Here is a 23,433-nt window from a genome sequence, read left to right on the forward strand (position 1 = left end):
GCGAGGGGCTATCTGCCGGGCGTAGCAAGTGCACCGCCTGAGATCACGCCCCGTGACGGACTACATCCGCAAGATCCTCACCGCCCGCGTCTACGACGTGGCGATCGAAAGCCCGCTCGATCCGATGCCGCGCCTCACGCAGCGCCTCGGCCGGCCGGTGCTGCTGAAGCGCGAGGATCTGCAGCCGGTCTTCTCGTTCAAGCTGCGCGGCGCCTACAACAAGATGTCGGGCTTGAGCCCGGACCAGATCGCCCGCGGCGTTGTCTGCGCCTCGGCGGGCAATCATGCCCAGGGCGTCGCGCTCGCCGCCGCCAAGCTCGGGGCGCGGGCCGTGATCGTGATGCCGCGCACCACCCCGTCGATCAAGGTCGATGCCTGCCGGGCCCGCGGCGCCGAAGTGCTGCTGCACGGTGACGCCTTCGACGAGGCGCTGGCCCAGGCGAAGATCCTGGAAGCCGAGCAGGGCCTGACCTTCCTGCACCCGTTCGACGATCCCGACGTCATCGCCGGCCAGGGTACGATCGGCAAGGAAATCCTGGAGCAGCATACCGGCCCGATCGAGGCGATCTTCGTCCCGGTGGGCGGGGGCGGCTTGGCGGCCGGCATCGCCACCTTCGTGAAGTACCTGCGGCCGGGCACCAAGGTGATCGGCGTCGAGCCGGAGGATGCCGCCTGTATGGCCGCGGCGCTCGCCGCCGACACCCGGGTCAGCCTGCCCTCGGTCGGCCTGTTCGCCGACGGCGTCGCGGTGCGGCAGGCCGGTGAGGAGACCTTCCGGCTCTGCCGCGAGCACCTCGACGGGGTCATCACGGTCGACACCGACGCCATGTGCGCGGCCGTCAAGGACATCTTCGACGATACCCGCGCGGTCTCCGAGCCCTCCGGCGCGCTGAGCCTCGCCGGCGCCAAGGTCTATGCCGAGCGCGAGGGCGGCGCCGGCACACTGATCGCGATCTCGTCGGGGGCCAATCTCAACTTCGATCGCCTGCGCCACATCGCCGAGCGGGCCGAGATCGGCGAGCAGCGTGAAGTCCTGATCGGCGTGACCATCCCGGAGCGGCCCGGTGCCTATCGCGCCTTCATCAACGCCCTGGGCCCGCGCGCCATCACCGAGTTCAATTACCGCCATGCCCCGGGCAGCGAGGCGCAGATCTTCGTCGGCATCAATCTCACCGGGGGCAAGCGCGAGAAGCAGGCGCTGATCGGCGCCCTGCGCGAGGCCGGCTACCGCGTCCTCGACATGAGCGATAACGAGATGGCCAAGGTCCATGTCCGCTACATGGTCGGCGGCCGGGCCGTGGGTGTCGCGCACGAGCGCCTGTTCCGATTCCAGTTCCCGGAGAGGCCCGGCGCGCTGATGAAGTTCCTCGACGCGCTGGGGCCAGGCTTCGACATCACGCTGTTCCACTACCGCAACCACGGCGCCGATTACGGCCGCGTGCTCGCAGGCATCGCGGTCCCGCCGGCCGAGCGCGCCCGGTTCGATGCGGTCATCGAGGCGCTGGGCTACCCGGCCACCGACGAGACCGAGAACCCGGCCTATCGCCTGTTCCTCGATGGCGAGATGGCCGGGGCTGCATAACCCCGGATCCCACCTACTCCGTCCCCTCCTCCACCGCCGTCACGTCCGGCATGGCCCGCAGCTTCTCGGCGATCGCCGCGACGCTCGTATGCGACAGACGCACGAAGGTAACGGTGACGTCATCGAAATCCGGGTTCGCGCTGGGGCGGACCGTGAAGCTCCGAACCCGGGAGGCGCGCTCGCCCGTCGCCGTGTGGAGCGTGTCGATCGACAGCGTCCCCGTGCGCGCGGTGAGCCGCAATGTCCGCACGCGCATCCGATCGCGCCAGCGTTCCTCGAACGGCTTCACCCCGGCCAGGATGCCCACGATGAGCGCCGTCGCGGCGATGGCCGGCACGTAGAGGCCGCTGCCGATCGCGAGACCGATCGCCGCCACACCCCAGAGGCTCGCCGCCGTGGTGAGGCCCTTCACCACCTCCCCGCGCAGCAGGATCGTGCCCGCACCGAGGAAGCCGATGCCCGAGACGACCTGGGCGGCGATACGGGACGGATCGAGCACGACGTGCTCCGTGCCCAGCACGTCGGCGAAGCCATAGGCCGAGACCAGCATGATCAGGCACGAGCCGACGCAGACCAGCATGTGGGTCCGCAGGCCCGCCGCCCAGAGCAGGCGCTCGCGTTCCAGACCGATCACGCTGCCGAACAGGGCCGCCAGCGCCAAACGCGCCACCATCTCGCCGTTGCCGATCACGCCCATCTCCGTTCGTCCGCGCATGGCGGACCCGGCCGATCCTGGACGATCATGAGCCGACTTATCAACTCAGGCCGAGGGCGGCCTTCTCGACCTCGTAGGCGGCCCGCACGGCGGCCATTCCGTAGGCCCGCTCCAGGCGCCGGACCGTGAAGTGGGCCCGCGCCGTCGTCTGGAAATGGTTCATGAAGGCAGTGTTGACAGCCGCACCGCCGAACGCCCCAAGGATCGGCACCGCCTGCGCGGCGACCTTCTGCGATACGACCAAACCGAATCGGGCCGCGATCTGCGCGGTGAAGCGGATCAGGGCCGGGGCCGACTGGTCGAGGAGGGTCTTGCTGCCGGCGTAGCGGGCGGCCTCGGCCAGGGTCTTGGCGAGAGCCGCACGGACCGCGAAATAGCCGCTCTCGGTGAGCGCTGCGCCGGCTTCGGTGGTCGCCGGTGCCCGGCCACCCAGGGCGAAGACCTGCACGCAGGCGAGCGCGCCCTCCGGCGTCTCGAGATCCTCGCCCTCCTCGCGCGCGATCTCGGCGATCGAGCGAAGCATCAGCGTGGTCGAGACCGGCAGTTCGACCGCCAGGGTCGAGAGGCCGAACGCCCCGCCGAGCGCGCCGGAGAGCGCCGCGAATGCCTTGTGCTTGGCGTCGCCCGAGCCGAGGAGCCGTGTGAGACGGCTCTCCGCCTTGGCGGTCGCGGGACCGAGGGCCTCGCCTGCCGTCACGGGCGCGAGGTCCGCGCGCGGCAGCGTCGCCAGGGCGACCCGCAGCGCACCGCGCATGGCCGCCTCGGTGCTCCGGCTCACCACCTCCGTCACCGGAGCAGGCAACGAGCGCCCGATGATGTCCAGGGGCGCCCCCGCGGCCGCGGAGAGGCGGGCGGCGAGGCTCGGACGCTCCAGCGCCTGAACGGCCCGGCGCAGGGCCGCGAGGTCCGCCTCAGTCAACGTTGCGTCGCGGGTCACCGCCGGCAGCGTTCCATCGGTGCGGGTGATGTCGGTCGTGGTCATCCCAGGATCCCTGGATTTGTGCCGGTCACGCGGCGCCTGGGGCGCGCGCCGTGGAAGGAAGTTCTGCGCCCACAGCGTGGTTCCCCGCCGTGTTCGGCACCCGCGCCGGGGCGGCCTCGGCGGCTGGCCTGCTGCCGCGACGGCCTACGGCGAGGCACAGCACGAGCACGGGAATGCCGACCAGCGATGTCAGCACGAAGAAGGCCGGGTAGCCGATCGCCGCCACGATGAAGCCCGAGGCGCCCGCGATGAGCTTGCCCGGCAGCGCGTAGAGCGACGAGAACAGGGCGTACTGCGTCGCCGCGTAGGCCGGGCTGGTGAGGCTCGACATGTAGGCGATCAGCACGATCCCCGCGAAGGAGCCGCAGAAATTCTCGATCGAGATGGCGACTGTCAGGCGCCAGATCTCGGGGGCGCCCGCCGACAGCCACGCGAAGGCGAGGTGCGAGGCGGCGGCCAGGAAGGCGCCCAGCAGCAGCGTCGGGAACAGCCCGAGCCGGGCCAGCGCCCATCCTCCGGCGAAGCCCCCCGCGATGCCGACCCAGATGCCGTAGAGCTTGGTAACGGTGGCGATCTCCTTGAGATCGAAGCCGAGCGCCCGGTAGAGTGGGCTCGCCATCACGCCGGACAGGAAGTCAGGCAGCCGAAACAGGGCGACGAGCAGCAGGATACCCCACAGGGCGGTCCCGAACCGCCCGTGCAGCTCGGTCAGCGGCTCCAGCACGGCGCGCCGCATCGACCAGAGCCGCGAGCGGCCCGGCGTCTCGGGGGCGGCCGCCCGGGGGGTGTCAAAGGCCGGCGCCAGCAGGGCGGCCACCATGCCGACAAGCATGAGTGCGGCCATGATCAGGTAGGCCAGCGTCCAGCCCCCGGAGGCGGCGATGAACAGCGCGCCGGCGCCCGCCGTGATGAGGCCGAGACGGTATCCGAGGTTCGAGGTCGCCGCCAGGATGCCCTGGAAATCGCTGCCCGCGGCGTCGATGCGCCAGCCGTCGACGACCACGTCCTGGCTCGCCGCGCAGAACGCCACCAGGAACGCACCGAGCCCGAGGAGCGCGAGGTTGGTCTTCGGGTCGGAGACCGCCATCAGCACGAGGCACAGAGCGACGGCCGCCTGCGTCGTGACCATCCAGGCGCGGCGCCGCCCGAGGCGTGCGCTGAGCAGCGGCACGTTGAGCCGGTCGATCGCCGGGGCCCAGAGGAACTTCAGCGAGTAGGGCAGCGCCACGTAGCTGAACAGCCCGATGGCGCGCACATCGATATCCGAGAAGGCGAGCCGCAGCGTGAAGGTCCCGAGCACCAGCAGGAGCGGCAGCCCGGAGGAGAATCCGAGCGCGAGCATGAGGGCGATGCGCCGGTCCTCCACGATGTCGCGGAGCCGGAAGCGGCGCAAAGCCTGTGGCTGGTTGCCCATGGCATGGAACTCCTGAGCCTTCTTGGCCTTGATCCCGCGAAATCGTGGCAACTGTGCGCCGGGAGCGTCTCGCCGGATTGTGATGCGGATGGCTCTGATTTGACCCAAGCTTGCTTAACGCACTGTCCACGCGCTGCGGAACGCAGCCAGACGGGAGCGTCGGATGAATGCGTCGCATCGCTGAGTGTGGAATGATGCGTTGAGTGCCCGATCCGTGCCCGCGCCGCCCCCGGCGACGCTGATCGATGCCTTCGCGCGCAGCCCGTCGCCGATGGTGATCACCGACGCGCGTGCGCCGGACAATCCGGTCGCCTGGGCCAACGCCGCCTTCCTGCGGGCCACGGGCTACGAAGCCGAGGAGATCGTCGGGCGCAACTGCCGCATGCTGCAAGGGCCGGATACGGACCAAGCGACCGTCGCGCGGATCCGGGCCGCCATCGCGGTGGCCGAGCCGATCTCCGTCGAGTTGCTGAATTACCGGAAGGATGGTTCGACCTTCTGGAACGCGATGACCATCACGCCGGTGAGCGACGCGGACGGGCTGGCTTTCTATTACGCCGCGCAGGCCGACATGACGCATGTCCACCAACTCGAAGTGACGATGCGCGGCACCAACGACGAGCTGGAGCGCCTGGTCGATGCCCGCACACACGCGCTGACCGCCGCGCTGGAGCAGAAGACCGCGCTGCTGCACGAGGTCGATCACCGGGTAAAGAACAACCTCCAGGTGATCTCATCGCTGATGCTGCTGAAGGCTCGCCGCACCCCGGAGGGCGAGGCGCGCGACGCGCTTCAGGGCATGGCGGAGCGGATCGGCGCACTCTCGACCGCGCACCGGCTGCTCTATTCCGAGGGCGACTGCGCGCATTTCAACCTCGGCGATTTTGCCTCCGAGTTCCTGGCCGACATGAATGCCGGCCTCGACCCGGAGCGGCATCGGATCGAGGCCGATGTCGAACCGATCGCGGTGGCGGCCGCGATGGCGGCGCCGCTGGCGCTGCTGATCCATGAGCTGACCGCCAATGCCTTGCGCCATGCCTTCCCGGACGCGCGCGAAGGCCGCGTTTTGATCTCAGCCCGGCGCACCGAGAGCGGGATGCACCTGACGATCCGGGACGACGGCATCGGCCTGTCGGCGGCCCCGCCCAATCCGGCGGGCTTTGGACGCAACCTCGTCGAGATGGTGGTGCGGCAGATGCGCGGGACCATCGCCTGGACGGAGGCCGGGCCGGGCACGACCGTCGAGATCGATATCCCGCTTCAGTTCGCATCTTGAGAATTCGCCGCGAACGCTTCACGCTCGCGGCCGCGTGAGCATCCATCACGCCGGGCTACGGAGATCGCATGGGGACCGGGACCGCGGACGCCACCTTGCGCATCCTTGTGGTCGAGGACGAGGCGCTGATCGCCCTGGAGCTCGAGTGCCTTCTGGACGATCTGGGCCACGTCACGGTCGGCATCGCCGGCACCTCGGCCGAGGCGATCGCGCTGGGCCGCGCGACGGCGCCTGACGTCGCTTTCGTGGACATCCACCTTGTGGACGGCCCGACCGGTATCGAGGTCGCCCGCGCGCTCTCGGAGGACCGGCGCATCACCGTGGTGTTCATGACCGCCAACGCGAAGCGCATCCCGCCGGATTTCGCGGGCGCCATCGGGGTGATCGCCAAGCCCTATTCCGAGCGGGTGGTGGCCAGCACCCTCCATTACGTGGCCGACCGGCGCGCCGGCGGCGGAGCAGCGGCCTGCCCGGACGGGTTTCTGGCTGCGCCGGGGTGAGGTTCCGGAGCCCGCAGCCTTCCCGTTCCCCTCTGCGGGGACGGGAGATGCGCGGGGCAGCCGGAGCTCCCTCGGGAACCGAACCTAACCCCGTCCCGCCCGCTCGCGCTTCAATCGATAGAGCGCGTCCAGCGCCTCCCGGGGCGTCAGCGCGTCAGGATCGATGGCGTCGAGCAGGGCGCCAAGCGGATCCTCGGGCGGCGGCTCCGGCGGTGACGGTGGCGCCAGGGCGGCAAAGAGCGGCAGATCATCGATCCGGGCGCGGGCCGGGCGGCCGCGCTCCGCCTTCTCCAGGCTCTTGAGGATCGCCCCGGCCCGCGTGACGACGCTGCCGGGCAGCCCGGCGAGCCGCGCCACCTGCAGCCCGTAGCTGCGCTCGGCGACCCCAGACACCACCTCGTGCAGGAACACGACGCCGTCCCGGTGCTCGGCCACCTTCAGGGTCGCGTTCTCCAACCGGGCGAGCCGGTCGCCCAAAGCGGTCAGCTCGTGGAAATGGGTGGCGAACAGAGCCCGGCAGGCATTCACCTCATGGAGATGTTCCAGAGAGGCCCAGGCGATGGAAAGGCCGTCGAAGGTCGCGGTGCCGCGGCCGATCTCGTCGAGGATCACCAGCGAGCGGCGGGTCGCCTGATTGAGGATCGCGGCGGTCTCGACCATCTCGACCATGAAGGTCGACTGCCCCCGGGCGAGGTCGTCGGCGGCGCCGACGCGGGAGAAGAGCCGGTCGACCCGCCCGATCCGCGCCTCTGCGGCCGGTACGAAGGCGCCCATCTGAGCGAGCACCGCAATCAGCGCGTTCTGGCGCAGGAAGGTCGACTTGCCGCCCATGTTGGGGCCGGTGATCAGCCGGATCCGCCCGCGCGTGTCGCCCGACAGATCGCAATCGTTGGCGATGAACGGCTCGCCGGCCCGGCGCAGAGCGGCCTCGACCACCGGATGGCGCCCCCCGACCACGACGAAGCTCAGGGAATCGTCCACCACCGGACGGCGCCAATCGAGTTCCACCGCGAGTTCGGCATGGCTCGCCGCCACGTCGAGACCGGCCAGCGCTTCCGCGACTTCGGCGATGCTGTCGGCCTGCGCGAGCACGCGGGCGGCAAGGTCGTCGAAAACCGCCGCTTCCAGGGCGAGCGCCCGGTCGGCGGCCCCCGAGATCTTGGACTCGAGCCCGCCCAGCTCGACGCTGGTGAAGCGCATGGCGTCCACCATGGTCTGGCGGTGGACGAACTCGCTCTGCAGGCCCTTGAGACAGGCTTCGCCGATGGATTGCGGCACCTCGATGAAATAGCCCAGCAGGTTGTTGTGCTTGATGCGCAGGGTCCGGCAGCCGGTCTGCTCCGCGTAGCGGGCCTGGAGGGCGGCGATGACCTTGCGGGAATCCTGACCGAGCGTTCGCGCCTCGTCGATTTCGGGATGATAGCCCGCTCGAACGAAGCCGCCGTCGCGCCGGCTCAGGGGGAGCTCGTCGGCGAGCGCCGCCCCCAGGGTCGCGATGAGCGCGGTATCGGCCGCCGCGAGATGGTCGGCGAGGCGGGTCAGGTCTTCCGGCAGGTCCGGCACAGCGGACAAGCGCGCACCGAGATCCGCCGCCACCGCGAGACCTTCCCGGATGGCAGCGAGGTCCCGCGGCCCGGCCCGGCCGAGGCCAGTGCGCGACAGGGCACGGGCGAGGTCGGGGGCTCGGGCGAGCGCATCGCGCAGGCCGGCCCGGAGCGGACCGTTCTCCGCGACGTGCGCCACCGCGGCGTGCCGTCGGGCGATGGCGTCGAGGTTGGTCAGCGGGCCCGCGAGGTGCTCGGCGAGGAGGCGCGCGCCGTTGGCCGTCACGGTGCGGTCGATCGTGGCGAGCAGGCTGCCCGTCCGCTCCCCCGACAGGGTGCGGGTGAGTTCCAGGTTGGCCCGGGTGGCCGCGTCGATGGCCAGCGTCGCCCCCGCATCCTCCCGCGTCGGGACCGCGAGCGTCGGCCGGGCCGCGAGTTGGGTGCGGGCGATGTAGAGAAGCGCTGCCCCGGCCGCCGCGATCTCGGCCCGGGTGAATTGTCCGAATCCCTCCAGGGTCGAGACGCCGTACTGCTCGCGGATGCGCCGCTCCGCCGCGGCGGGTTCCAATTCCGCCTGCGCCAGCGGGACAATCGCCGCCCGGCTTTCCTGCCAGATCCGCGCAAGCGCCGGATCGGCATGGATCGCCTCGGACAGGACGATCTCCCGCGGGGCGTGCCGGGCGATGGCGCCGGCAAGGTCGCCACCCGCGACTTCGCTGAGCGCGAAGCGGCCAGTCGAGATGTCGACCGCGGCGAGCCCGTAGGCGACCGCCCCCTCCCCGGTCTTGCGGCGGCCGATCGCCAGGAGGAGGTTGGCCTGGGCCGGATCGAGGAGCCGGTCCTCCGTAATTGTACCCGGCGTGACCAGCCGCACGACTTCCCGCCGCACCACCGATTTCGGCCCGCGCTTCTTGGCCTCGGCAGGGTCCTCGGTCTGCTCGCACACGGCGACCCGGTGGCCGAGGGCGATCAGGCGGTTGAGGTAGTCGTCAGAGCGCTCGACCGGCACGCCGCACATCGGGATCTCGGTCCCGGCGTGCCTGCCGCGTTTGGTCAGGACGATGCCCAGCGCCCTCGAGGCGATCTCGGCGTCCTCGAAGAACAGCTCGTAGAAATCGCCCATCCGGTAGAACAGCAGGCAATCCGGATTGGCGGCTTTGATCTCGATGTACTGCGCCATCATGGGCGTGGCGCCGACGGGATCGAGGCCCGGGGCGGGCGGCGGGTCGGCGGGGCGGACGGCGGTTCGGGCCATGAGGCGTCTTAGCAGAGCGCGGCCGTCGAATCAGGGCCGCGCGCCGCCGTGGCTGGGGAGAAGCCGCGGCGGCGGTGGATGGCACTCACTCTTTATTGGGACGCGCACTCGCGCCGAACCGCCGTCCGATCCTGCGGAGGGTGCTCAGTACCGGGGACCGCCCGTGGTGGTGCCGAGCTGCTGCTGATAGCCGGGCCGCGACGGGTTACGCGCGTTCGGGTTGCCGTGGCGCATCGTATTGAGGCGGCGCATCCGGCGCTGCTGGCGCGTGGTGTGGTGCCGATGCATCCGGTGATGGTGGTGATGCATCACGACGGTCTCGATCAGGCCGCTCCCGGCCAGGGTGGGCTGCGGCATCACGGGAGCAGCCTGGGCAACCGTCGAGCCGGCCACGAGGCCGCTGGCGAGCAAGCCAACGGTCAGCAGGGTACGAAAAGACATTATCAAGTATCTCCGATCATCTGAAGTGAGTTACCTCCCAAGCGGACGATGATCGGAAAGTTCCAGCGCGCAAACGAAATAAAAGTACAAATGGTCGTCGGGCGCGAGGATTAAAAGGCTATACGTTGCGTATGGGGGAAGGGCGTCCCGTCGACTTTCGATAACTTTAAAGCGAAGGTAATGGATCTATTCAATCGTGAGGAGATGGTGCCGCCGGCCGGCTCAGGTGAGAAAACTGATCAGATCCGCGTTAACCGCGTCCGGTTCTTCCTGCGCAAGCCAATGGCTGGCCCGGTCGTACCAGCGGATCCGACCATCGTTACAGACGGCGAGACTCGCTTCCGCCAAGCCCGCCTGCAGAGCGGTGTCCCGCCGACCCCAGAGGATCAGGGTTGGAACCTGGACGCGGGGCGGCTTCGCTCGGGGGAGCCGCACAAGCGCCCGGTACCAATTCAGCATACCGGTCATCGCGCCGGGCTGAAGCCAGGCCTCGACGTAGCGGTCGAGATCGGCGGCCGCGAAAGCGCCCGGCCGGCTGGTGCTGGTGAGGGCCCGCCGCAGGGCTCGGCACCGATCCGCGGTGAGGAGCCGTTCGGGCAGGCCCGGCAGCTGGAACAGGCCGACATAGGTGCTCCGCAGCATCTGACCCGGATGCGCGCGCATGTAGGCGCCGACGATGCCGGGATGCGGGGCGTTCAGAATGGCCAGCCGCTCGATCCGCTCCGGATAATGGCTCGCCACCCACCACGCGACAAGGCCGCCCCAATCATGCCCGACAAGCCGCACCTTGGCGAAGCCGTAAGCGTCGGCAAGCGCGATCACGTCGCCGGCCAAGCGGTCCAGGTGATAGGCGTCGAGGCCGTCGGGCTTGTCGCTGAGGCCGTAGCCACGTTGATCCGGCGCGATCACCCGCAGGCCTGAAGCGGCGAGCGGACCGATCTGGTGGCGCCAGCCGTACCAGAATTCCGGAAAGCCGTGCAGCAGAAGAGTCGGGCTGCCCGTATCGGGACCGGCCTCGGCGACGTGCAGGCCGAGATCCGGCAACGGAACACGCCGGAAGGACACACCCGCAACAGCCATCCGATCCTCCGTCCGGACACGTCTGCCCGTCAGAAGCCCAAGGTGGCGCAGGTGCCCGCTTCTGGCGAGAGCTGATCGCGCAGGCGGTCCGGGGTGGTGCGCGTCCACAGGCAGAGCAGGACGAAGGCTGCCCCCTGCACGAGCCCCCAGGTCGAGTCGGTGGCGGGCGAAGCCGGATGGGATACCAGAGGCGCGGAATGGTTCACGGTGATGAACTCCAGGGGCGATGCTACCGTGGAGATCGTTGCCGGATCGCAGGGGTTACAGGGGAACGCGCTGTCGTTGTGCGCTGCCGCACGCGGACATCTCAGCGCACCGGGTCCAGCCAGCGCGCCAGGGCGCCGGCCTCCAGGCTCGTGCAGGTCTCCCGGTAGCCGAGTTCGGCCGATTCGCGGAATCGCGACCACGCCCGCAGATCGATCCCGGAGAGCTGAGGCTTGAGCACCGCCGTGGCGTGGGTCGCCGCCATCAGGCTCTGGGCGTCGCTCGAGACCGTGGCGGCGCGCAGCAGCAGCGGCGCGAGGCCCGGCATCGCCAGCGGCGAGCCGATCAGCTTGCGCACGAGGCGGCCGGTCCAGCCGCGCGCGGGCATGTCCTGAAAGGCGCGGTCGCTGCCGACATCGACGGCGAGCACCGGCCCGCGCTCCAGATCGGCGGCAACATCGGCGGGGAGGTTGTTCATCATGCCGCCATCGACCAGCACACCCTCGTCGCAGAGCACCGGCGGCAGCAGGCCGGGAATCGCGATGCTGGCACGCAGGGCCTGGGTCAGATCGCCCGAGCGGTGGACCATCGTGTTCCCGGTGGTGAGGTTCGAGGAAACGCAGAAGAAGGGCAGCCACAGATCCTCGATGCGCGCGCCACCGTAGCGCGCGGCGAGGCCATCATCGACCTTCGCACCCCGGGTCAGGGCGTGGAGCGGCAGCGTGTAGTCGTTGATCGGGTTGCTGGTGGCGAAGAACGCCTCGATCTGCCCCTGGATCTCGGCGAGGCTCCAGCCCATGGCGAGGCTCGCCGCGATGATCGCCCCCATGCTGGTGCCGCCAACGAAATCGGGGGCGCATGACACCTCGTCGAGGGCCTTCAGGACGCCGAGATGGGCGAGGCCCCGCGCCCCGCCGCCGCCCAGCACGAGCCCCCGGGCCGCACCGCTTGCCAGCCGGGCCAGGCGATGCAGGTCCGCTTGCCCCCCGTCGCGGAGCTGGATCCGGAGGGAAGCGGGCAACGCGGCGATCGCCGGATGCACCGGCTTCGGACGCCGCGCGCCGGGATCCTGACGCACGACGAGGTCCATCCGGATCCAGTCGGAACGCACCCGCTCCAGGTATTCCGCCGCCCCCGGCCGCGGCGGGGCGCCGGGCTCGGCGAGCAGCAGCACGTGGTCGCCCCGGCGCTGGCTCTGCCGGCACCAGGGGCAATCGATCTGCCGGGCCGCGAAGATCGTGCGTGCGTGCCGCGCCTCGAACGCCTGGAACCACGCCTCATCGGCCCCGTCAGGCCAGTCCGTCAGGCAGCCGGTCTCGCCGGGCAGCAGCGCATCGAAGACGGTCGCGAGCCGGTGGGCCAGATGTGCCGGATCGGGCCCGTCCGTGACCGCCAGGATGGTGAAGATCCGCGGGGCATGATGCACCAAGTAGCCGTCGTAGATGTGGCGCAGGCGGTCGGCCAGCATGCGGGCGAAGTACAGGAGCGTCTGAGGATGCTCGGCGATCACCGCCTCGAAGGCCGCGCGGGTGAGCTGCAGCAGGTGTGCATCCCGCAGGGCGATCACGGTCGCCGCCCGGGGGGCATCGGACAGCAGCGCCATCTCCCCAAAGATTTCCGGCGGGCGCAGGCGTGCGATCCGAGTCGGCATGCCCATGTGGTCGCGGGCCGAGACGCCGACGACGCCGGACACGAGCGTGTAGAGCGCGTCCCCCGTGGCGCCCTGCTCGAACACGATTTTCCCCGCCGGCACCGCCACCGGCTGCATGCGGGCGCGTACCGCCTCGGCGGCCGCCGGATCGAGCCCGGCCAGGAACGGGATCTCGGGCGCGCTCAACCCTCCCCCGCGCGTTCGACTGCCCCAGGCCATCCTCGCATGTTCCCGCTCTCTCCCTCAATCGCCTTGGGTGTTCCGGTATCCGCTTTCCGGCGGGGGCGGCCGCCGCCGTTCGGGCTGGCAGCAGCGCGGCTCGAAACACGGAGCTTCGGCTGTGGTTCCGATGCGCAGCGCGCGTCGCCGCGGGGGGATCTGCTCCGTCATCACGTGACCGCGCGCCGCTTCTGACATGGTAAGTCTCTTCGCGCCGGCATCGCCATCCGGTACAGCCCGGGAAGACGAAAAGCGGGAGGCGTGCATGGCGGCGGATCGGATCGCGATCGTGACCGGGGCTGGGACGGGGGTCGGCCGGGCCGCCGCCCTGGCGCTCGCCGGGGCCGGGTGGCGCGTCGTGCTGTCGGGCCGGCGGCCGGGGCCGCTCGAAGACGTGGCGGCCGAGATCGGCGGCGACCGGTCGCTCGCGGTGCCCACCGACGTCACCGATCCCGATTCGATCGCCAACCTGTTCGCCCGGACCCGGGCGCAGTTCGGCCGCCTCGACCTGCTGTTCAACAACGCCGGGATCGGCGCACCACCGGTTCCTCTGGAGGATCTGCCGCTCGAGACCTGGCGTCAGGTGGTCGACACCAACCTCACCGCCCTGTTCCTGTGCACGCAGCACGCCTTCCGGATCATGCGTGACCAGGATCCCCGCGGCGGCCGGATCGTCAACAACGGCTCGATCTCAGCCCACGCCCCCCGACCGAACTCGATCGCCTACACGGCGACCAAGCATGCGGTGACCGGCCTGACCAAGGCGACCTCGCTGGATGGCCGCGCCTACGATATCGCCTGCGGGCAGATCGATATCGGCAATGCCGACACACCCATGGGCGGCAAGATGAAGGCCGGCGTGCCCCAGGCGGACGGCTCGCTGCGCGCCGAGGCGGTGATGGATCCCGCCCATGTCGGCCAGGCGGTGCTCACCATGGCCAGCCTGCCGCTCGACGCCAACGTGCAGTTCATGACGATCATGGCCACCAAGATGCCGTTCGTCGGCCGCGGCTGAGCGCGAGGCTGGTCCGCCCCGGCCGCATCGCCCCTCATTCATCGCTGTGCCTGCGTCGGATCGGTGCGGCCAGTCCGCGCACGCGCGATTGACGTCCCGGTCTATAACTCATACAAATTCTTCAACGACGAGCGGATTGGGCTGAACCTGATCCCACGCCGGGGGACGAGATTTCGTCGTCCTGGCACTGACTTCGCGGTCATTCCACCAGAGAATTCCGCGCATAATTCATAATGTTCAGTGCATTTTCGGTTGTATCGCGCCCATGCCTTAGTTTTGGGGCGAGTTTCTTCAAGCAACTGTCGTCCGTATCCTCGATATGCGGATGGTCACGTTGCGAATGATCTTCCGACGATGACGGAACGCGGTGGCGGTGGGCGTGAAGTCCTTTTGCTGCTGTACGATAAGATTAATGGGGGAATCATGTTCGCCAAGCAGATGTTAAGCAAGCTGATCCTCGGCGCCGCGCTGTGGGGTGGGGCCCTCTCGTCGGCGCAAGCTGCGAGTGGTGATCCGATCGGCGTGGCGATGCCGACGAAGTCGTCGCAGCGCTGGATCGACGATGGCAACAACATCGTGAAATTGCTCCAGGCCAAGGGCTACAAGCCGGACCTGCAATACGCCGATGACGACATCCCGACCCAGCTTGCCCAGATCGAGAACATGCTCACGAAGGGCGTGAAGCTTCTGGTGGTCGCCTCGATCGACGGCACGACCCTCGGGGATGTCCTGTCGAAGGCGGCAGCGAGTGGCGTGAAGGTCATTGCCTATGATCGCCTGATCAAGGGAACACCGAACGTCGATTATTACGCGACGTTCGACAACTTCAAGGTCGGCGTGCAGCAGGCGACCTCAATCGTCGATGCCCTGGGTCTCAAAGACGGCAAGGGCCCGTTCAGCATCGAGTTGTTCGGCGGCTCGCCCGACGACAATAACGCATACTTTTTCTACGACGGCGCGATGTCGGTGCTGAAGCCGTATATCGACGCGAAGAAGCTCGTGGTGCGCTCCGGCCAGTTCGGCATGGACAAGGTCTCGACCCTGCGCTGGGACCCGGCCACGGCCCAGGCCCGGATGGATAACCTGCTCTCGGCCTATTACGGCAACGCGCGGCTCGACGCGGTGCTCTCGCCCTACGACGGCATCTCCACCGCCATCATCTCGTCGGTGAAGAGCGTCGGCTACGGCTCCGGCAATCAGAAGCTGCCCGTGGTCAGCGGCCAGGATGCCGAGCTGCAATCGGTCAAGTCGATCATCGCGGGCGAGCAGACCGCGACGATCTTCAAGGACACCCGCGAACTCGCGAAGGTCACGGTGGCGATGATCGATGCCATCGAGTCCGGCAAGCAGCCGGAAGTCAACGACACCAAGACCTACAACAACGGCAAGAAGGTCGTCCCGTCCTACCTGCTGACGCCGATCATCGTCACCAAGGACAACTGGAAGCCGGTCCTCGTGGACTCGGGCTACTACACCCTCGATCAGCTGAAGTGAGCGTCGCGGGGCCGGCTGCCGGCCCCGCCGATCCCGCGTCGGCTCTTCGTCGGCGCGGGTCCCGTGAAGCAGACCGAGCCGGAAGGGGTCGCATGCAGCCCGTCCTCGAAATGCGGGGGATTTCCAAGTCGTTCCCCGGCGTCAAGGCCCTCAACGACGTCAACCTCACCGTCGCCCCCGCCGAGATCCACGCCCTGGTCGGCGAGAACGGCGCCGGCAAGTCGACGCTCATGAAGGTGCTGAGCGGCGTCTATCCGCACGGCTCCTACGAGGGTGAGATCGTCTACGAGGGCCGTCCTGGCCATTTCCGGGACATCTCCGACAGTGAGCGCCTCGGCATCGTGATCATCCACCAGGAGCTGGCTCTGGTGCCGTTCCTGTCGATCGCCGAGAACATCTTCCTCGGCAACGAGCCGGCCCGGTTCGGGATCATCGATCAGGACCGGGTCTACACCCGCGCGCGTGAGCTGCTGGCCACCGTGGGGCTCGACGAAAGCCCCGACACGCTGGTGACCCATCTGGGCGTCGGCAAGCAGCAGCTCGTCGAGATCGCTAAGGCGCTGTCCAAGAAGGTCAAGCTGCTCATCCTCGACGAGCCGACCGCGTCCTTGAGCGAGACCGACAGCGAGGCGCTGCTGCAGCTGCTGCTACGCTTCAAGGATCAGGGCATCGCGTCGATCCTGATCTCGCACAAGCTGAACGAGATCTCGAAGGTCGCCGACCGGATCACCGTCCTGCGTGACGGCACCACCGTCGAGACGCTCGATTGCCGGCGCGAGGCCGTGGACGAGGATCGCATCATCCGCGGCATGGTCGGGCGCACGCTGGCGAACCGCTATCCCACGCGTGAGCCGAAGATCGGCGACGTGCTGATGGAGGTGCGCGACTGGACGGTCCACCACCCGATCCATCCGGACCGGACGGTGGTGCGCGGGGTCAACCTCACCGTGCGCCGGGGCGAGATCGTCGGGATCGCCGGCCTGATGGGCTCGGGCCGGACCGAGCTGGCCATGAGCATCTTCGGGCGCTCCTACGGTCAGGGCATCGGCGGCACCGTGCGGATCGGCGGCGCCGAGGTCGATGTCTCGACGATCGACAAGGCGATCGCCGCGGGAATCGCCTACGTCACCGAGGACCGCAAGCAGCTCGGCCTCGTCCTGGGCGAGGACATCGCCAAGAACACGACGCTGGCCAACCTGCCGGGCGTCTCCACCGCGACGGTGATCGACCAGGACGCCGAGCACCGGGTCGCGAGCGGCGACCGGAGCAAGATGCGGATCCGCTCCTTCGGGGTGGCGCAGCAGACGGTGAACCTCTCGGGCGGCAATCAGCAGAAGGTCGTGCTCAGCAAGTGGCTGTTCACGGGCCCCAAGGTGCTGATCCTGGACGAGCCGACACGCGGCATCGATGTCGGCGCCAAGTACGAGATCTACAGCATCATCAACGAGTTGGCGGATGAGGGCCGGGGCGTGCTGGTGATCTCGTCCGAGATGCCCGAGCTGCTCGGCCTCTGCGACCGGATCTACGTGATGAACGAGGGGCGCTTCGTGGGCGAGTTCCAGCGCGAAGAGGCCAGCCAGGAAGCGATCATGCGCGCGATCATGCGCTCCAAGGACCTGAACGGATGAGTGATTTCCCCGCGAGCAAGCCCATGATCCCCGCGACCGAAGGACTGTCGAGTTCCATGTCTGCCCCTGCGCCGCGCGCCCGGCGCGGCTTCCTGCCGATGACGCATCTGCGCGACTACGGGCTGGTCGTCGCGCTGGCGGTCATCACCCTGTTCTTCGAATACACGACCGGCGGCGTGCTGTTCCAGCCGCTGAACCTCACCAACCTCATCCTGCAGAACAGCTACGTCGTGGTGATGGCGCTGGGGATGCTGCTCATCATCGTGGCGGGCCATATCGACCTGTCGATCGGCTCGGTGGTCGGCTTCGTCGGGGCGCTCGCGGCCCTGCTGATGGTGCGGTTCGGCATCGATCCGTTCACCGCCACGATCATCTGCCTCACGGTGGGCGCCGCGATCGGCGGGTTGCAGGGCTATTTCGTGGCCTATCTCGGCATCCCGAGCTTCATCGTCACCCTGGCCGGCATGCTGGTGTTCCGCGGCATGACGCTGGCCCTCCTCCAGGGCGCCTCGATCGGCCCGTTCCCGGAGGTGTTCCAGCTCCTCGCCAAGGGCTTCCTCATCAATTTCGCCGGCCCCTGGACCGCGCTGCTGATGGCGCTCGGCCTCGCCGCGACCTTCGTCGGCCTGAACTGCCGCCGCCGCGCCGCGCGGGTCCGCAACGGCGGCGCGGTGGAATCCTGGGCGTCATTCATTTTCCGCAACGGCGTGGCCACGATCGTGATCCTCGCCTTCGCCTACCAGATGAGCCATTACCGCGGCCTGCCGAACGTGCTGCTCGTGATGTTCGTGCTGGTGATGCTCTACAGCTTCGTCACGACCCGGACGACGATCGGTCGGCGGATCTACGCGCTCGGCGGCAACATCAAGGCGGCGCGACTCTCCGGCATCAAGACCGAGCGGCTGACCTTCCTGACCTTTGCCAACATGGGCGCGCTGGCCGGCCTCGCCGGCATGATCTTCGCCGCCCGGCTCAACACCGCGACCCCGAAGGCGGGCGTGGGCTTCGAACTTGACGTGATCGCGGCCTGCTTCATCGGGGGCGCCTCGGCCTCCGGCGGTATCGGCAAGGTCTCGGGCGTGGTGATCGGCGCCTTCATCATCGGGGTGATGAACAACGGCATGTCGATCATGGGCATCGGCGTCGATTACCAGCAGGTGATCAAGGGCGTGGTCCTGCTCGCCGCCGTCTGCCTCGACGTCTACAACAAGAACAAGGCTTGAGCCGGCGGGCGCCGTTCTCGTGACGAGTTCGGGTTTCCAAAGGGCTCAGCCCTTTGGCGGGTGCCCAGGGCAGAGCCCTGAGGTGGTCTCCAGGGCTCTGCCCTGGACCCGCGAAAGGTCTCGACCTTTCGAAGCCATATTCAGGTCTTGCGCGCCACCGTGAACCGGGCGGCGTCCCGCAGGATGCGGGCACCCTCCCCCCAAGCGCCGACCGCATCCTCGCAGACGCCAACGAGGCGGTCGCATTCGGTCCGCGCCCCATCGATGCCGAGGCGGTCGACCAGCGTGGCCTTGCCGGCATCCTTGTCCTTGCCGGTGGCCTTGCCCATGGCTTCGGGGGAGGCCTCCCGGTCGAGGATGTCGTCGGCGATCTGGAAGGCCTGGCCCAGGGCGAGGCCGTAGCGCAGCAGGGCCGCCCGCTGACCTTCGTCGGCGCCGCCGACGATCGCGCCGGCCTCCACCGAGAAGGCCAGGATCGCGCCGGTCTTCATCGCCTGCATTCGCAGGGTGTCGTCCACGTCCATGTTGGCCGCGCCGAACCGGCCCTCGGCGGTGAGGTCGAGGAGCTGGCCGCCCACCATGCCGCCGAGGCCCGAGGCCCGGGCGAGGCCGAGAACGAGGTCGGCGCGGATCCGCGCATCGGGCTGCCAGGTCGGATCGGCGACGATCTCGAAGGCCAGCGTCTGCAGGGCGTCGCCGACCAGGATCGCGGTGGCCTCGTCGTAGGCCTTGTGCACCGTCGGCTTGCCGCGGCGCATGTCGTCGTCGTCCATGGCGGGCAGGTCGTCGTGGACGAGGCTGTAGCAATGCACCAGCTCGACCCCGGCACCGGCGGCCAGCGCCGCCGCCTCGGAGCCCCCGAGCATCCGGGCGGTCTCGATGGCGAGGAACGGCCGCAGACGCTTGCCGCCGCCCAGCACCGCGTGCCGCATCGCCTCCATCAGGCGGGGCGGCCGGGCGATCTCGCCGGGGCCAACCTTAGGGCCGAGGCGCTCGACCAGGAAGGTCTCGACCGTCCCGGCGACCTCGGTCAACCTGTGGGTAAACTCCACGGCCGGCGTGCCAGCCTTGACCGAACCGGTCGGTGCCTGCGTTGAGGAGGTCGTGGTCATCGGGCGCTACGTCCGGTCCTGGCCTTGCGAAAACCAATCGCGTGTCAGTTGTACGGGAACGAAATCACCGTGAGCGGGGTGGGAAGCATGGGGGCGGCGGCGGAACGCAATCTCCCGCGCGCCCGCCCGCGGCGCCCCCGCCCGGTCCGGCGGATCGTGGGGACGCTGCTGCTGCTCCCCGCCCTCGGTTTCGTCCTCGTGCTGGGTCTGGCGCTCGTCTATAGCGCGGTGATGCCGCCGTCGACCCTGATGCTCGGCCGGTGGTTGACGCTTCAACCGGTGAGCCGCGATCCGGTGCCGCTCTCCGGCATCGCGCCGGCCCTGCCGCTGGCGGTGATCGCCTCGGAGGACCAGCGCTTCTGTCTCGATCACGGGGTTGATTTCGGCGCCATTCGCGAGGTGGTGGAGGATGAGGATTCGCCGAGCCGCGGCGCCTCGACCCTGGCGATGCAGACGGTGAAGAACGTCTTCCTGTGGCCCGGCCGCTCGTACATCCGCAAGGCGGTGGAGATCCCGCTGGCGCTCGCCCTCGATACGCTCTGGGGCAAGCGGCGCATGATGGAGATTTATCTGAACGTCGCCGAATGGGGCGATGGTATCTACGGCGCACAGGCCGCGAGCCGGCACTGGTTCGGCAAGGATGCGAGCCGGCTGACCCGCGGCGAAGCGGCTTTGCTCGCCGCCGTCCTGCCGAATCCGATCCTGCGCAGCGCAGGCCGCCCCTCCCCCGGCGTGCGCCGCCGTGCGGCGCGGATCCAGGCCATGATGGGGCAGGTCGAGGGGCTCACGGCTTGCCTGCGGCGGTAGGTGCGGCGTCGGGGCAGATCCGCGCTCGTCCTTTGCTATCCCGTGCGATCGACGCGAGCATGCGTCGGCGCGCGAGGCCGCTGACCGGTCGGATCAGCAGCCAGTAGGGCGTGAACCTGAGGCGCACGGACCGGTTGGGACACCACACCCGCGTCTCGGTCACCAGAAGAGTCCCGCCTTGTTCCGGCTGCGTCCGGAAGCCGAGGACCAGCTTGGCGGCGTCATCCGCGTCGAACGCCCGGAAGGCTGTACCATCGGCGATTGGTCTGAGGCCGTAGTCGGCGGTCCAGAACCGCCCGACGAGCCCGTAGACAATCTCGCTTTCGGTCTCTTCCAGCTTCGTGAAGGTGTGGATCCCGAAGGCCTGCCGCGGGGCGTCCCGGCGATCGCGCAGACGCGCGGGCCATTCGCGCACGGCATTCGCGATCCGGAAGAACGGGTCGCTGTCCGCCCGGTAGGCCGCCACGTTACTCAGGATCGACGCGGGCGCGGCGGTCACGCGTCGCGCATGGATCTCGCGGAACTGATAGGCCGCCATGTACCGGTCGATCAGGCGCATGGGTCGTCAGTCGTTGCGTCCCGCTGGCGCCGGAAGCCAATTCTCCACCCGTACACCCGGCATGCGGCTGAATTCCCGCATGTTGTTGGTGACCACGATCAGCCCCTCGCTGCGGGCGTGGCCGCCGATCTGCATATCGTGAATACCGCACGGGGTCCCGACCCGTTCGAGCTCGGCTCGGACCTGCCCGTAATGGGCCGCCGCCTTGTCGGTGAAGGGCAACACCTCCAAGCGCGCTACAAAACGCGTGACCGTCGTCAGATTCTCGGCGCGGCGGACCGATTTCTCCGCCCCGTAATACAATTCACCCAACGTGATGCTCGAAATGCAAAGCTGCTCCGCCAGTGCATTGAATTTTTCGCGAATAATGGGCGGATGTCTCTTGATAACGTAGATGCAGATGATTGTATCAAGCATGTACGTGAACATCAGAAGATCTCACGTGTCTCCGCTGCCGGCTGCACACGTTCGTTCATGAAATCTTCGCTCGCGCACGGTTCATTGAGAAAGAAATCGTCCCACCTCTGACCCTTCGGAACGATCACACGGCTGCGACCGATCTTCAAGACATCGACCTCATGCACGTCGGCAGGGAAAGCAACCGCCTTGGGCAGTCGCACGGCTTGGCTACGATTGCTGAGAAACACCGTAGAGCTGGCCATACGCGACCTTCTGAGACTGCTGTGAGACCGCGGCGGGATATTCAATTGGGATATACATACGGCCGACAGCGTGGAAGCACAAGGGCGTCTTGGGTGGTAGCAGCTCTCGAATCGGCTCTGTAAGAGAAGCGGTAGCGCCGATGGACCCGGGACTGAACACACGATGAGCGAAGCCGTCTACGACCTGACCCTGGAGCGCATCGCCCTGATCCGCCGGATGGTCGTGGCCTGGGGCGGCGCCGAGCCGGGTGCGCCGACCGTCCATCCGGACGCCCCCTACGGCAGCCTCGACCGGGACGGCGATATCGCCAACGTCACCGGCGACGACGAGGGGGCCGAGGAGGAGCACCGGTCCCTGGAGCAAGGACTGGCGATCTTCGCACAGAACGCGCAGCTGAAGCCGGGCCGCTACCAATATCACAACGGCTTGGCCAAGCTGGACCACGGCACGGTCGGCGACGTCTTCCGGGACGCGCAGACTGGTGAGACGCCCGAGCACATCACCTTCGCGGTGACGGCTGAGCACCTCGCGCTGATCCCGCATCTCGCCTACGGCTGGGATCCGGCCGCAAACGTCCCGCGGGTGGACCCGGTGCAGCCCTATGGCGGCACAGGCTCCTACACCGCCAATATGGGCCGCCTTCTCGCCGCCGTTCCCGAGGCGGCTGCCAACGACGACGAGGATGGTGAGACCCACCGGGTCCGGCTCCACCGCGAGATGCAGCCGGCCCTTCAGATTTTTTTACGGTATGCCGACCTCGGGCCGGGCGACTTCCAGCGCTCGGGCTCGTCCGGCGCCTGGGAGCCGGCCTGACGGCTCAGCCCCCGCGCTTCTTGCGCTGCGCCAGGGTCCGCAGTCGGAGTGCGTTGAGCTTGATGAAGCCCGCCGCGTCGCGGTGATCGTAGGCGACCGCGCCCTCCTCGAAGGTCACGAGATCCTGGTCGTAGAGGGAGTGCGGGCTCTCGCGGCCGATCACGTGGACGCCGCCCTTGTAGAGCTTCAGCCGCACCGTGCCGGTGACCTTCTCCTGGCTCTTGTCGATCAGCGCCTGGATCATCTCGCGCTCCGGCGAGAACCAGAAGCCGTTGTAGATCAGCTCCGCGTATTGCGGCATGAGCTGGTCCTTCAGGTGGGCGGCGCCCCGATCCAGGGTGATCGACTCGATGGCCCGGTGGGCCGGCAGCAGGATTGTGCCGCCGGGCGTCTCGTACATGCCGCGGCTCTTCATGCCGACGAAGCGGTTCTCCACCAGATCGAGCCGGCCGATGCCGTTGGCGTGGCCGAGTTCGTTGAGCTTGGCCAGAAGGCTCGCGGGCGAGAGCGTTTCGCCGTCGATCGAGACGGCGTCGCCCCGCTCGAAGCCGATCGTGATGACGGTCGGCTGGTCGGGTGCCTCCTCGGGGGAGAGCGTGCGTGAATAGACGTAGTCCGGCACCTCGACCGCCGGATCCTCCAGCACCTTGCCTTCGGATGAGGCATGCAGGAGGTTGGCATCCACCGAGAACGGGCTCTCGCCGCGCTTGTCCTTGGCGATCGGGATCTGGTGCTGCTCGGCGAAGGCGATGAGCTGCTCGCGGGAGCGCAGGTCCCATTCCCGCCAGGGGGCGATCACCGTCACGTCCGGCTTCAGGGCGTAGTAGCCGAGCTCGAACCGGACCTGATCGTTGCCCTTGCCGGTGGCGCCGTGGCAGACCGCATCGGCCCCGACGCGTTCGGCGATCTCGATCTGCTTCTTGGCGATCAGCGGCCGGGCGATCGAGGTGCCGAGGAGGTAGACGCCCTCGTAGACGGCGTTCGCCCGGAACATCGGGAAGACGTAGTCGCGGACGAACTCCTCGCGCAGATCCTCGATGTAGATGTTCTCGGGCTTGATGCCGAGCAGTTCCGCCTTGCGGCGCGCCGGCTCCAGCTCCTCGCCCTGGCCGAGATCGGCCGTGAAGGTCACGACCTCGCAGCCGTAGGTGGTCTGCAGCCACTTCAGGATGATCGATGTGTCGAGCCCGCCGGAATAGGCCAGCACGACCTTCTTCACGGGGCTTTTCGCGGGGACGGACATGCGGCTTCCGGAA

Annotated in this window: 22 protein-coding genes; 9 read left to right on the top strand and 13 right to left on the bottom strand. The window is 68.5% G+C overall.

Going from position 1 to position 23,433, the window contains the following annotated elements:
- The first annotated feature begins 52 nt into the window (after positions 1-52).
- Complete coding sequence (ilvA, locus tag MKK88_RS20095; protein WP_244002799.1) at positions 53-1,582, top strand: threonine ammonia-lyase, biosynthetic; 1,530 nt, start codon at positions 53-55, stop codon at positions 1,580-1,582.
- A 13-nt stretch (positions 1,583-1,595) separates the two neighbouring features.
- On the opposite strand, the gene MKK88_RS20100 is transcribed toward ilvA, so the two are convergent.
- From MKK88_RS20100 to MKK88_RS20110, 3 genes are all read right to left on the bottom strand, one after another.
- Positions 1,596-2,255: an MgtC/SapB family protein gene (locus tag MKK88_RS20100; protein WP_244002942.1), complete on the bottom strand. Its 660-nt coding sequence runs from the start codon at positions 2,253-2,255 to the stop codon at positions 1,596-1,598.
- A gap of 82 nt (positions 2,256-2,337) precedes the next feature.
- Positions 2,338-3,279 (bottom strand): EcsC family protein, encoded by a 942-nt coding sequence (locus MKK88_RS20105; RefSeq protein ID WP_244002801.1) that lies wholly within the window; start codon positions 3,277-3,279, stop codon positions 2,338-2,340.
- A gap of 25 nt (positions 3,280-3,304) precedes the next feature.
- Positions 3,305-4,693, bottom strand: a complete 1,389-nt coding sequence (locus MKK88_RS20110; protein WP_244002803.1) for an AmpG family muropeptide MFS transporter — start codon at positions 4,691-4,693, stop codon at positions 3,305-3,307.
- 199 nt (positions 4,694-4,892) lie between these two features.
- Between MKK88_RS20110 and MKK88_RS20115 the strand changes: the two genes are divergently transcribed.
- Positions 4,893-5,969, top strand: coding sequence for a histidine kinase dimerization/phosphoacceptor domain -containing protein (locus MKK88_RS20115; protein ID WP_279602424.1), 1,077 nt, complete (start codon positions 4,893-4,895; stop codon positions 5,967-5,969).
- A 68-nt stretch (positions 5,970-6,037) separates the two neighbouring features.
- A complete protein-coding gene (locus tag MKK88_RS20120; protein WP_244002805.1) occupies positions 6,038-6,469 on the top strand; it encodes a response regulator in 432 nt (143 codons plus the stop codon).
- Between the two features lie 84 nt (positions 6,470-6,553).
- On the opposite strand, the gene mutS is transcribed toward MKK88_RS20120, so the two are convergent.
- The 5 genes from mutS to MKK88_RS20145 form a co-directional block, all read right to left on the bottom strand.
- Positions 6,554-9,268 (bottom strand): DNA mismatch repair protein MutS, encoded by a 2,715-nt coding sequence (gene mutS / locus MKK88_RS20125; protein WP_244002807.1) that lies wholly within the window; start codon positions 9,266-9,268, stop codon positions 6,554-6,556.
- Positions 9,269-9,412: 144 nt separating this feature from the next.
- Entirely contained in the window at positions 9,413-9,709 is a 297-nt protein-coding gene (locus tag MKK88_RS20130; protein WP_409566682.1) for a hypothetical protein, read from the bottom strand.
- Positions 9,710-9,931: 222 nt separating this feature from the next.
- Positions 9,932-10,789 (bottom strand): alpha/beta fold hydrolase, encoded by an 858-nt coding sequence (locus MKK88_RS20135; protein ID WP_244002809.1) that lies wholly within the window; start codon positions 10,787-10,789, stop codon positions 9,932-9,934.
- Between the two features lie 29 nt (positions 10,790-10,818).
- Positions 10,819-10,995: a hypothetical protein gene (locus tag MKK88_RS20140; RefSeq protein ID WP_244002811.1), complete on the bottom strand. Its 177-nt coding sequence runs from the start codon at positions 10,993-10,995 to the stop codon at positions 10,819-10,821.
- Positions 10,996-11,096: 101 nt separating this feature from the next.
- On the bottom strand, positions 11,097-12,830 hold the full coding sequence (locus MKK88_RS20145) for a patatin-like phospholipase family protein (protein WP_244002813.1): 1,734 nt from the start codon (positions 12,828-12,830) through the stop codon (positions 11,097-11,099).
- A 298-nt stretch (positions 12,831-13,128) separates the two neighbouring features.
- Between MKK88_RS20145 and MKK88_RS20150 the strand changes: the two genes are divergently transcribed.
- The 4 genes from MKK88_RS20150 to mmsB all read left to right on the top strand — a co-directional run bounded on the left by MKK88_RS20150 (position 13,129) and on the right by mmsB (position 18,223).
- A complete protein-coding gene (locus MKK88_RS20150; protein WP_244002815.1) occupies positions 13,129-13,878 on the top strand; it encodes an SDR family oxidoreductase in 750 nt (249 codons plus the stop codon).
- A 438-nt stretch (positions 13,879-14,316) separates the two neighbouring features.
- Complete coding sequence (gene chvE, locus MKK88_RS20155; RefSeq protein ID WP_409566686.1) at positions 14,317-15,372, top strand: multiple monosaccharide ABC transporter substrate-binding protein; 1,056 nt, start codon at positions 14,317-14,319, stop codon at positions 15,370-15,372.
- Between the two features lie 92 nt (positions 15,373-15,464).
- On the top strand, positions 15,465-17,000 hold the full coding sequence (mmsA, locus tag MKK88_RS20160; RefSeq protein WP_244002819.1) for a multiple monosaccharide ABC transporter ATP-binding protein: 1,536 nt from the start codon (positions 15,465-15,467) through the stop codon (positions 16,998-17,000).
- A gap of 56 nt (positions 17,001-17,056) precedes the next feature.
- On the top strand, positions 17,057-18,223 hold the full coding sequence (gene mmsB / locus MKK88_RS20165; RefSeq protein ID WP_244002945.1) for a multiple monosaccharide ABC transporter permease: 1,167 nt from the start codon (positions 17,057-17,059) through the stop codon (positions 18,221-18,223).
- A 140-nt stretch (positions 18,224-18,363) separates the two neighbouring features.
- Here mmsB and MKK88_RS20170 read toward each other — a convergent pair whose 3' ends face one another.
- Positions 18,364-19,335, bottom strand: coding sequence for a polyprenyl synthetase family protein (locus MKK88_RS20170; protein WP_244002821.1), 972 nt, complete (start codon positions 19,333-19,335; stop codon positions 18,364-18,366).
- Between the two features lie 156 nt (positions 19,336-19,491).
- Here MKK88_RS20170 and mtgA point away from each other — a divergent pair, with 156 nt between their 5' ends.
- Positions 19,492-20,142: a monofunctional biosynthetic peptidoglycan transglycosylase gene (gene mtgA / locus MKK88_RS20175; RefSeq protein WP_244002946.1), complete on the top strand. Its 651-nt coding sequence runs from the start codon at positions 19,492-19,494 to the stop codon at positions 20,140-20,142.
- Here the strand turns inward: mtgA and MKK88_RS20180 are convergent.
- The 3 genes from MKK88_RS20180 to vapB are packed head-to-tail and all read right to left on the bottom strand — an operon-like array spanning position 20,120 to position 21,363.
- On the bottom strand, positions 20,120-20,701 hold the full coding sequence (locus MKK88_RS20180; protein ID WP_244002823.1) for a hypothetical protein: 582 nt from the start codon (positions 20,699-20,701) through the stop codon (positions 20,120-20,122). The two genes, mtgA and MKK88_RS20180, sit on opposite strands and share 23 nt — an antisense overlap.
- 6 nt (positions 20,702-20,707) lie before the next feature.
- The gene (locus MKK88_RS20185; protein ID WP_244002825.1) at positions 20,708-21,130 is read right to left on the bottom strand and encodes a type II toxin-antitoxin system tRNA(fMet)-specific endonuclease VapC; all 423 of its coding nucleotides are present in this window, start codon (positions 21,128-21,130) and stop codon (positions 20,708-20,710) included.
- Positions 21,130-21,363: a type II toxin-antitoxin system VapB family antitoxin gene (vapB, locus tag MKK88_RS20190; protein ID WP_244002827.1), complete on the bottom strand. Its 234-nt coding sequence runs from the start codon at positions 21,361-21,363 to the stop codon at positions 21,130-21,132. Before vapB ends, MKK88_RS20185 begins: the two co-directional genes overlap by 1 nt.
- Positions 21,364-21,526: 163 nt before the next feature.
- Here vapB and MKK88_RS20195 point away from each other — a divergent pair, with 163 nt between their 5' ends.
- A complete protein-coding gene (locus MKK88_RS20195; RefSeq protein ID WP_244002829.1) occupies positions 21,527-22,177 on the top strand; it encodes a hypothetical protein in 651 nt (216 codons plus the stop codon).
- Positions 22,178-22,181: 4 nt separating this feature from the next.
- Here the strand turns inward: MKK88_RS20195 and MKK88_RS20200 are convergent, their stop codons facing one another.
- Positions 22,182-23,420, bottom strand: coding sequence for an argininosuccinate synthase (locus MKK88_RS20200; RefSeq protein ID WP_244002831.1), 1,239 nt, complete (start codon positions 23,418-23,420; stop codon positions 22,182-22,184).
- Positions 23,421-23,433: the final 13 nt, after the last annotated feature.

Origin of the sequence: Methylobacterium sp. E-005, from assembly GCF_022829725.1 — a bacterium.
Classification (GTDB): domain Bacteria; phylum Pseudomonadota; class Alphaproteobacteria; order Rhizobiales; family Beijerinckiaceae; genus Methylobacterium.

What these genes read in the sequence shown, in the direction of transcription:
- MKK88_RS20100 (WP_244002942.1), bottom strand. Translation starts at nt 2,255, where the DNA reads ATGGTGGCGCGTTTGGCGCTGGCGGCCCTGTTCGGCAGCGTGATCGGT.
- MKK88_RS20105 (WP_244002801.1), bottom strand. Translation starts at nt 3,279, where the DNA reads ATGACCACGACCGACATCACCCGCACCGATGGAACGCTGCCGGCGGTG.
- MKK88_RS20110 (WP_244002803.1), bottom strand. Translation starts at nt 4,693, where the DNA reads ATGGGCAACCAGCCACAGGCTTTGCGCCGCTTCCGGCTCCGCGACATC.
- MKK88_RS20120 (WP_244002805.1), top strand. Translation starts at nt 6,038, where the DNA reads ATGGGGACCGGGACCGCGGACGCCACCTTGCGCATCCTTGTGGTCGAG.
- mutS (WP_244002807.1), bottom strand. Translation starts at nt 9,268, where the DNA reads ATGGCCCGAACCGCCGTCCGCCCCGCCGACCCGCCGCCCGCCCCGGGC.
- MKK88_RS20130 (WP_409566682.1), bottom strand. Translation starts at nt 9,709, where the DNA reads ATGTCTTTTCGTACCCTGCTGACCGTTGGCTTGCTCGCCAGCGGCCTC.
- MKK88_RS20135 (WP_244002809.1), bottom strand. Translation starts at nt 10,789, where the DNA reads ATGGCTGTTGCGGGTGTGTCCTTCCGGCGTGTTCCGTTGCCGGATCTC.
- MKK88_RS20150 (WP_244002815.1), top strand. Translation starts at nt 13,129, where the DNA reads ATGGCGGCGGATCGGATCGCGATCGTGACCGGGGCTGGGACGGGGGTC.
- chvE (WP_409566686.1), top strand. Translation starts at nt 14,317, where the DNA reads ATGTTAAGCAAGCTGATCCTCGGCGCCGCGCTGTGGGGTGGGGCCCTC.
- mmsA (WP_244002819.1), top strand. Translation starts at nt 15,465, where the DNA reads ATGCAGCCCGTCCTCGAAATGCGGGGGATTTCCAAGTCGTTCCCCGGC.
- mmsB (WP_244002945.1), top strand. Translation starts at nt 17,057, where the DNA reads ATGTCTGCCCCTGCGCCGCGCGCCCGGCGCGGCTTCCTGCCGATGACG.
- MKK88_RS20170 (WP_244002821.1), bottom strand. Translation starts at nt 19,335, where the DNA reads ATGACCACGACCTCCTCAACGCAGGCACCGACCGGTTCGGTCAAGGCT.
- MKK88_RS20180 (WP_244002823.1), bottom strand. Translation starts at nt 20,701, where the DNA reads ATGCGCCTGATCGACCGGTACATGGCGGCCTATCAGTTCCGCGAGATC.
- MKK88_RS20185 (WP_244002825.1), bottom strand. Translation starts at nt 21,130, where the DNA reads ATGTTCACGTACATGCTTGATACAATCATCTGCATCTACGTTATCAAG.
- vapB (WP_244002827.1), bottom strand. Translation starts at nt 21,363, where the DNA reads ATGGCCAGCTCTACGGTGTTTCTCAGCAATCGTAGCCAAGCCGTGCGA.
- MKK88_RS20195 (WP_244002829.1), top strand. Translation starts at nt 21,527, where the DNA reads ATGAGCGAAGCCGTCTACGACCTGACCCTGGAGCGCATCGCCCTGATC.
- MKK88_RS20200 (WP_244002831.1), bottom strand. Translation starts at nt 23,420, where the DNA reads ATGTCCGTCCCCGCGAAAAGCCCCGTGAAGAAGGTCGTGCTGGCCTAT.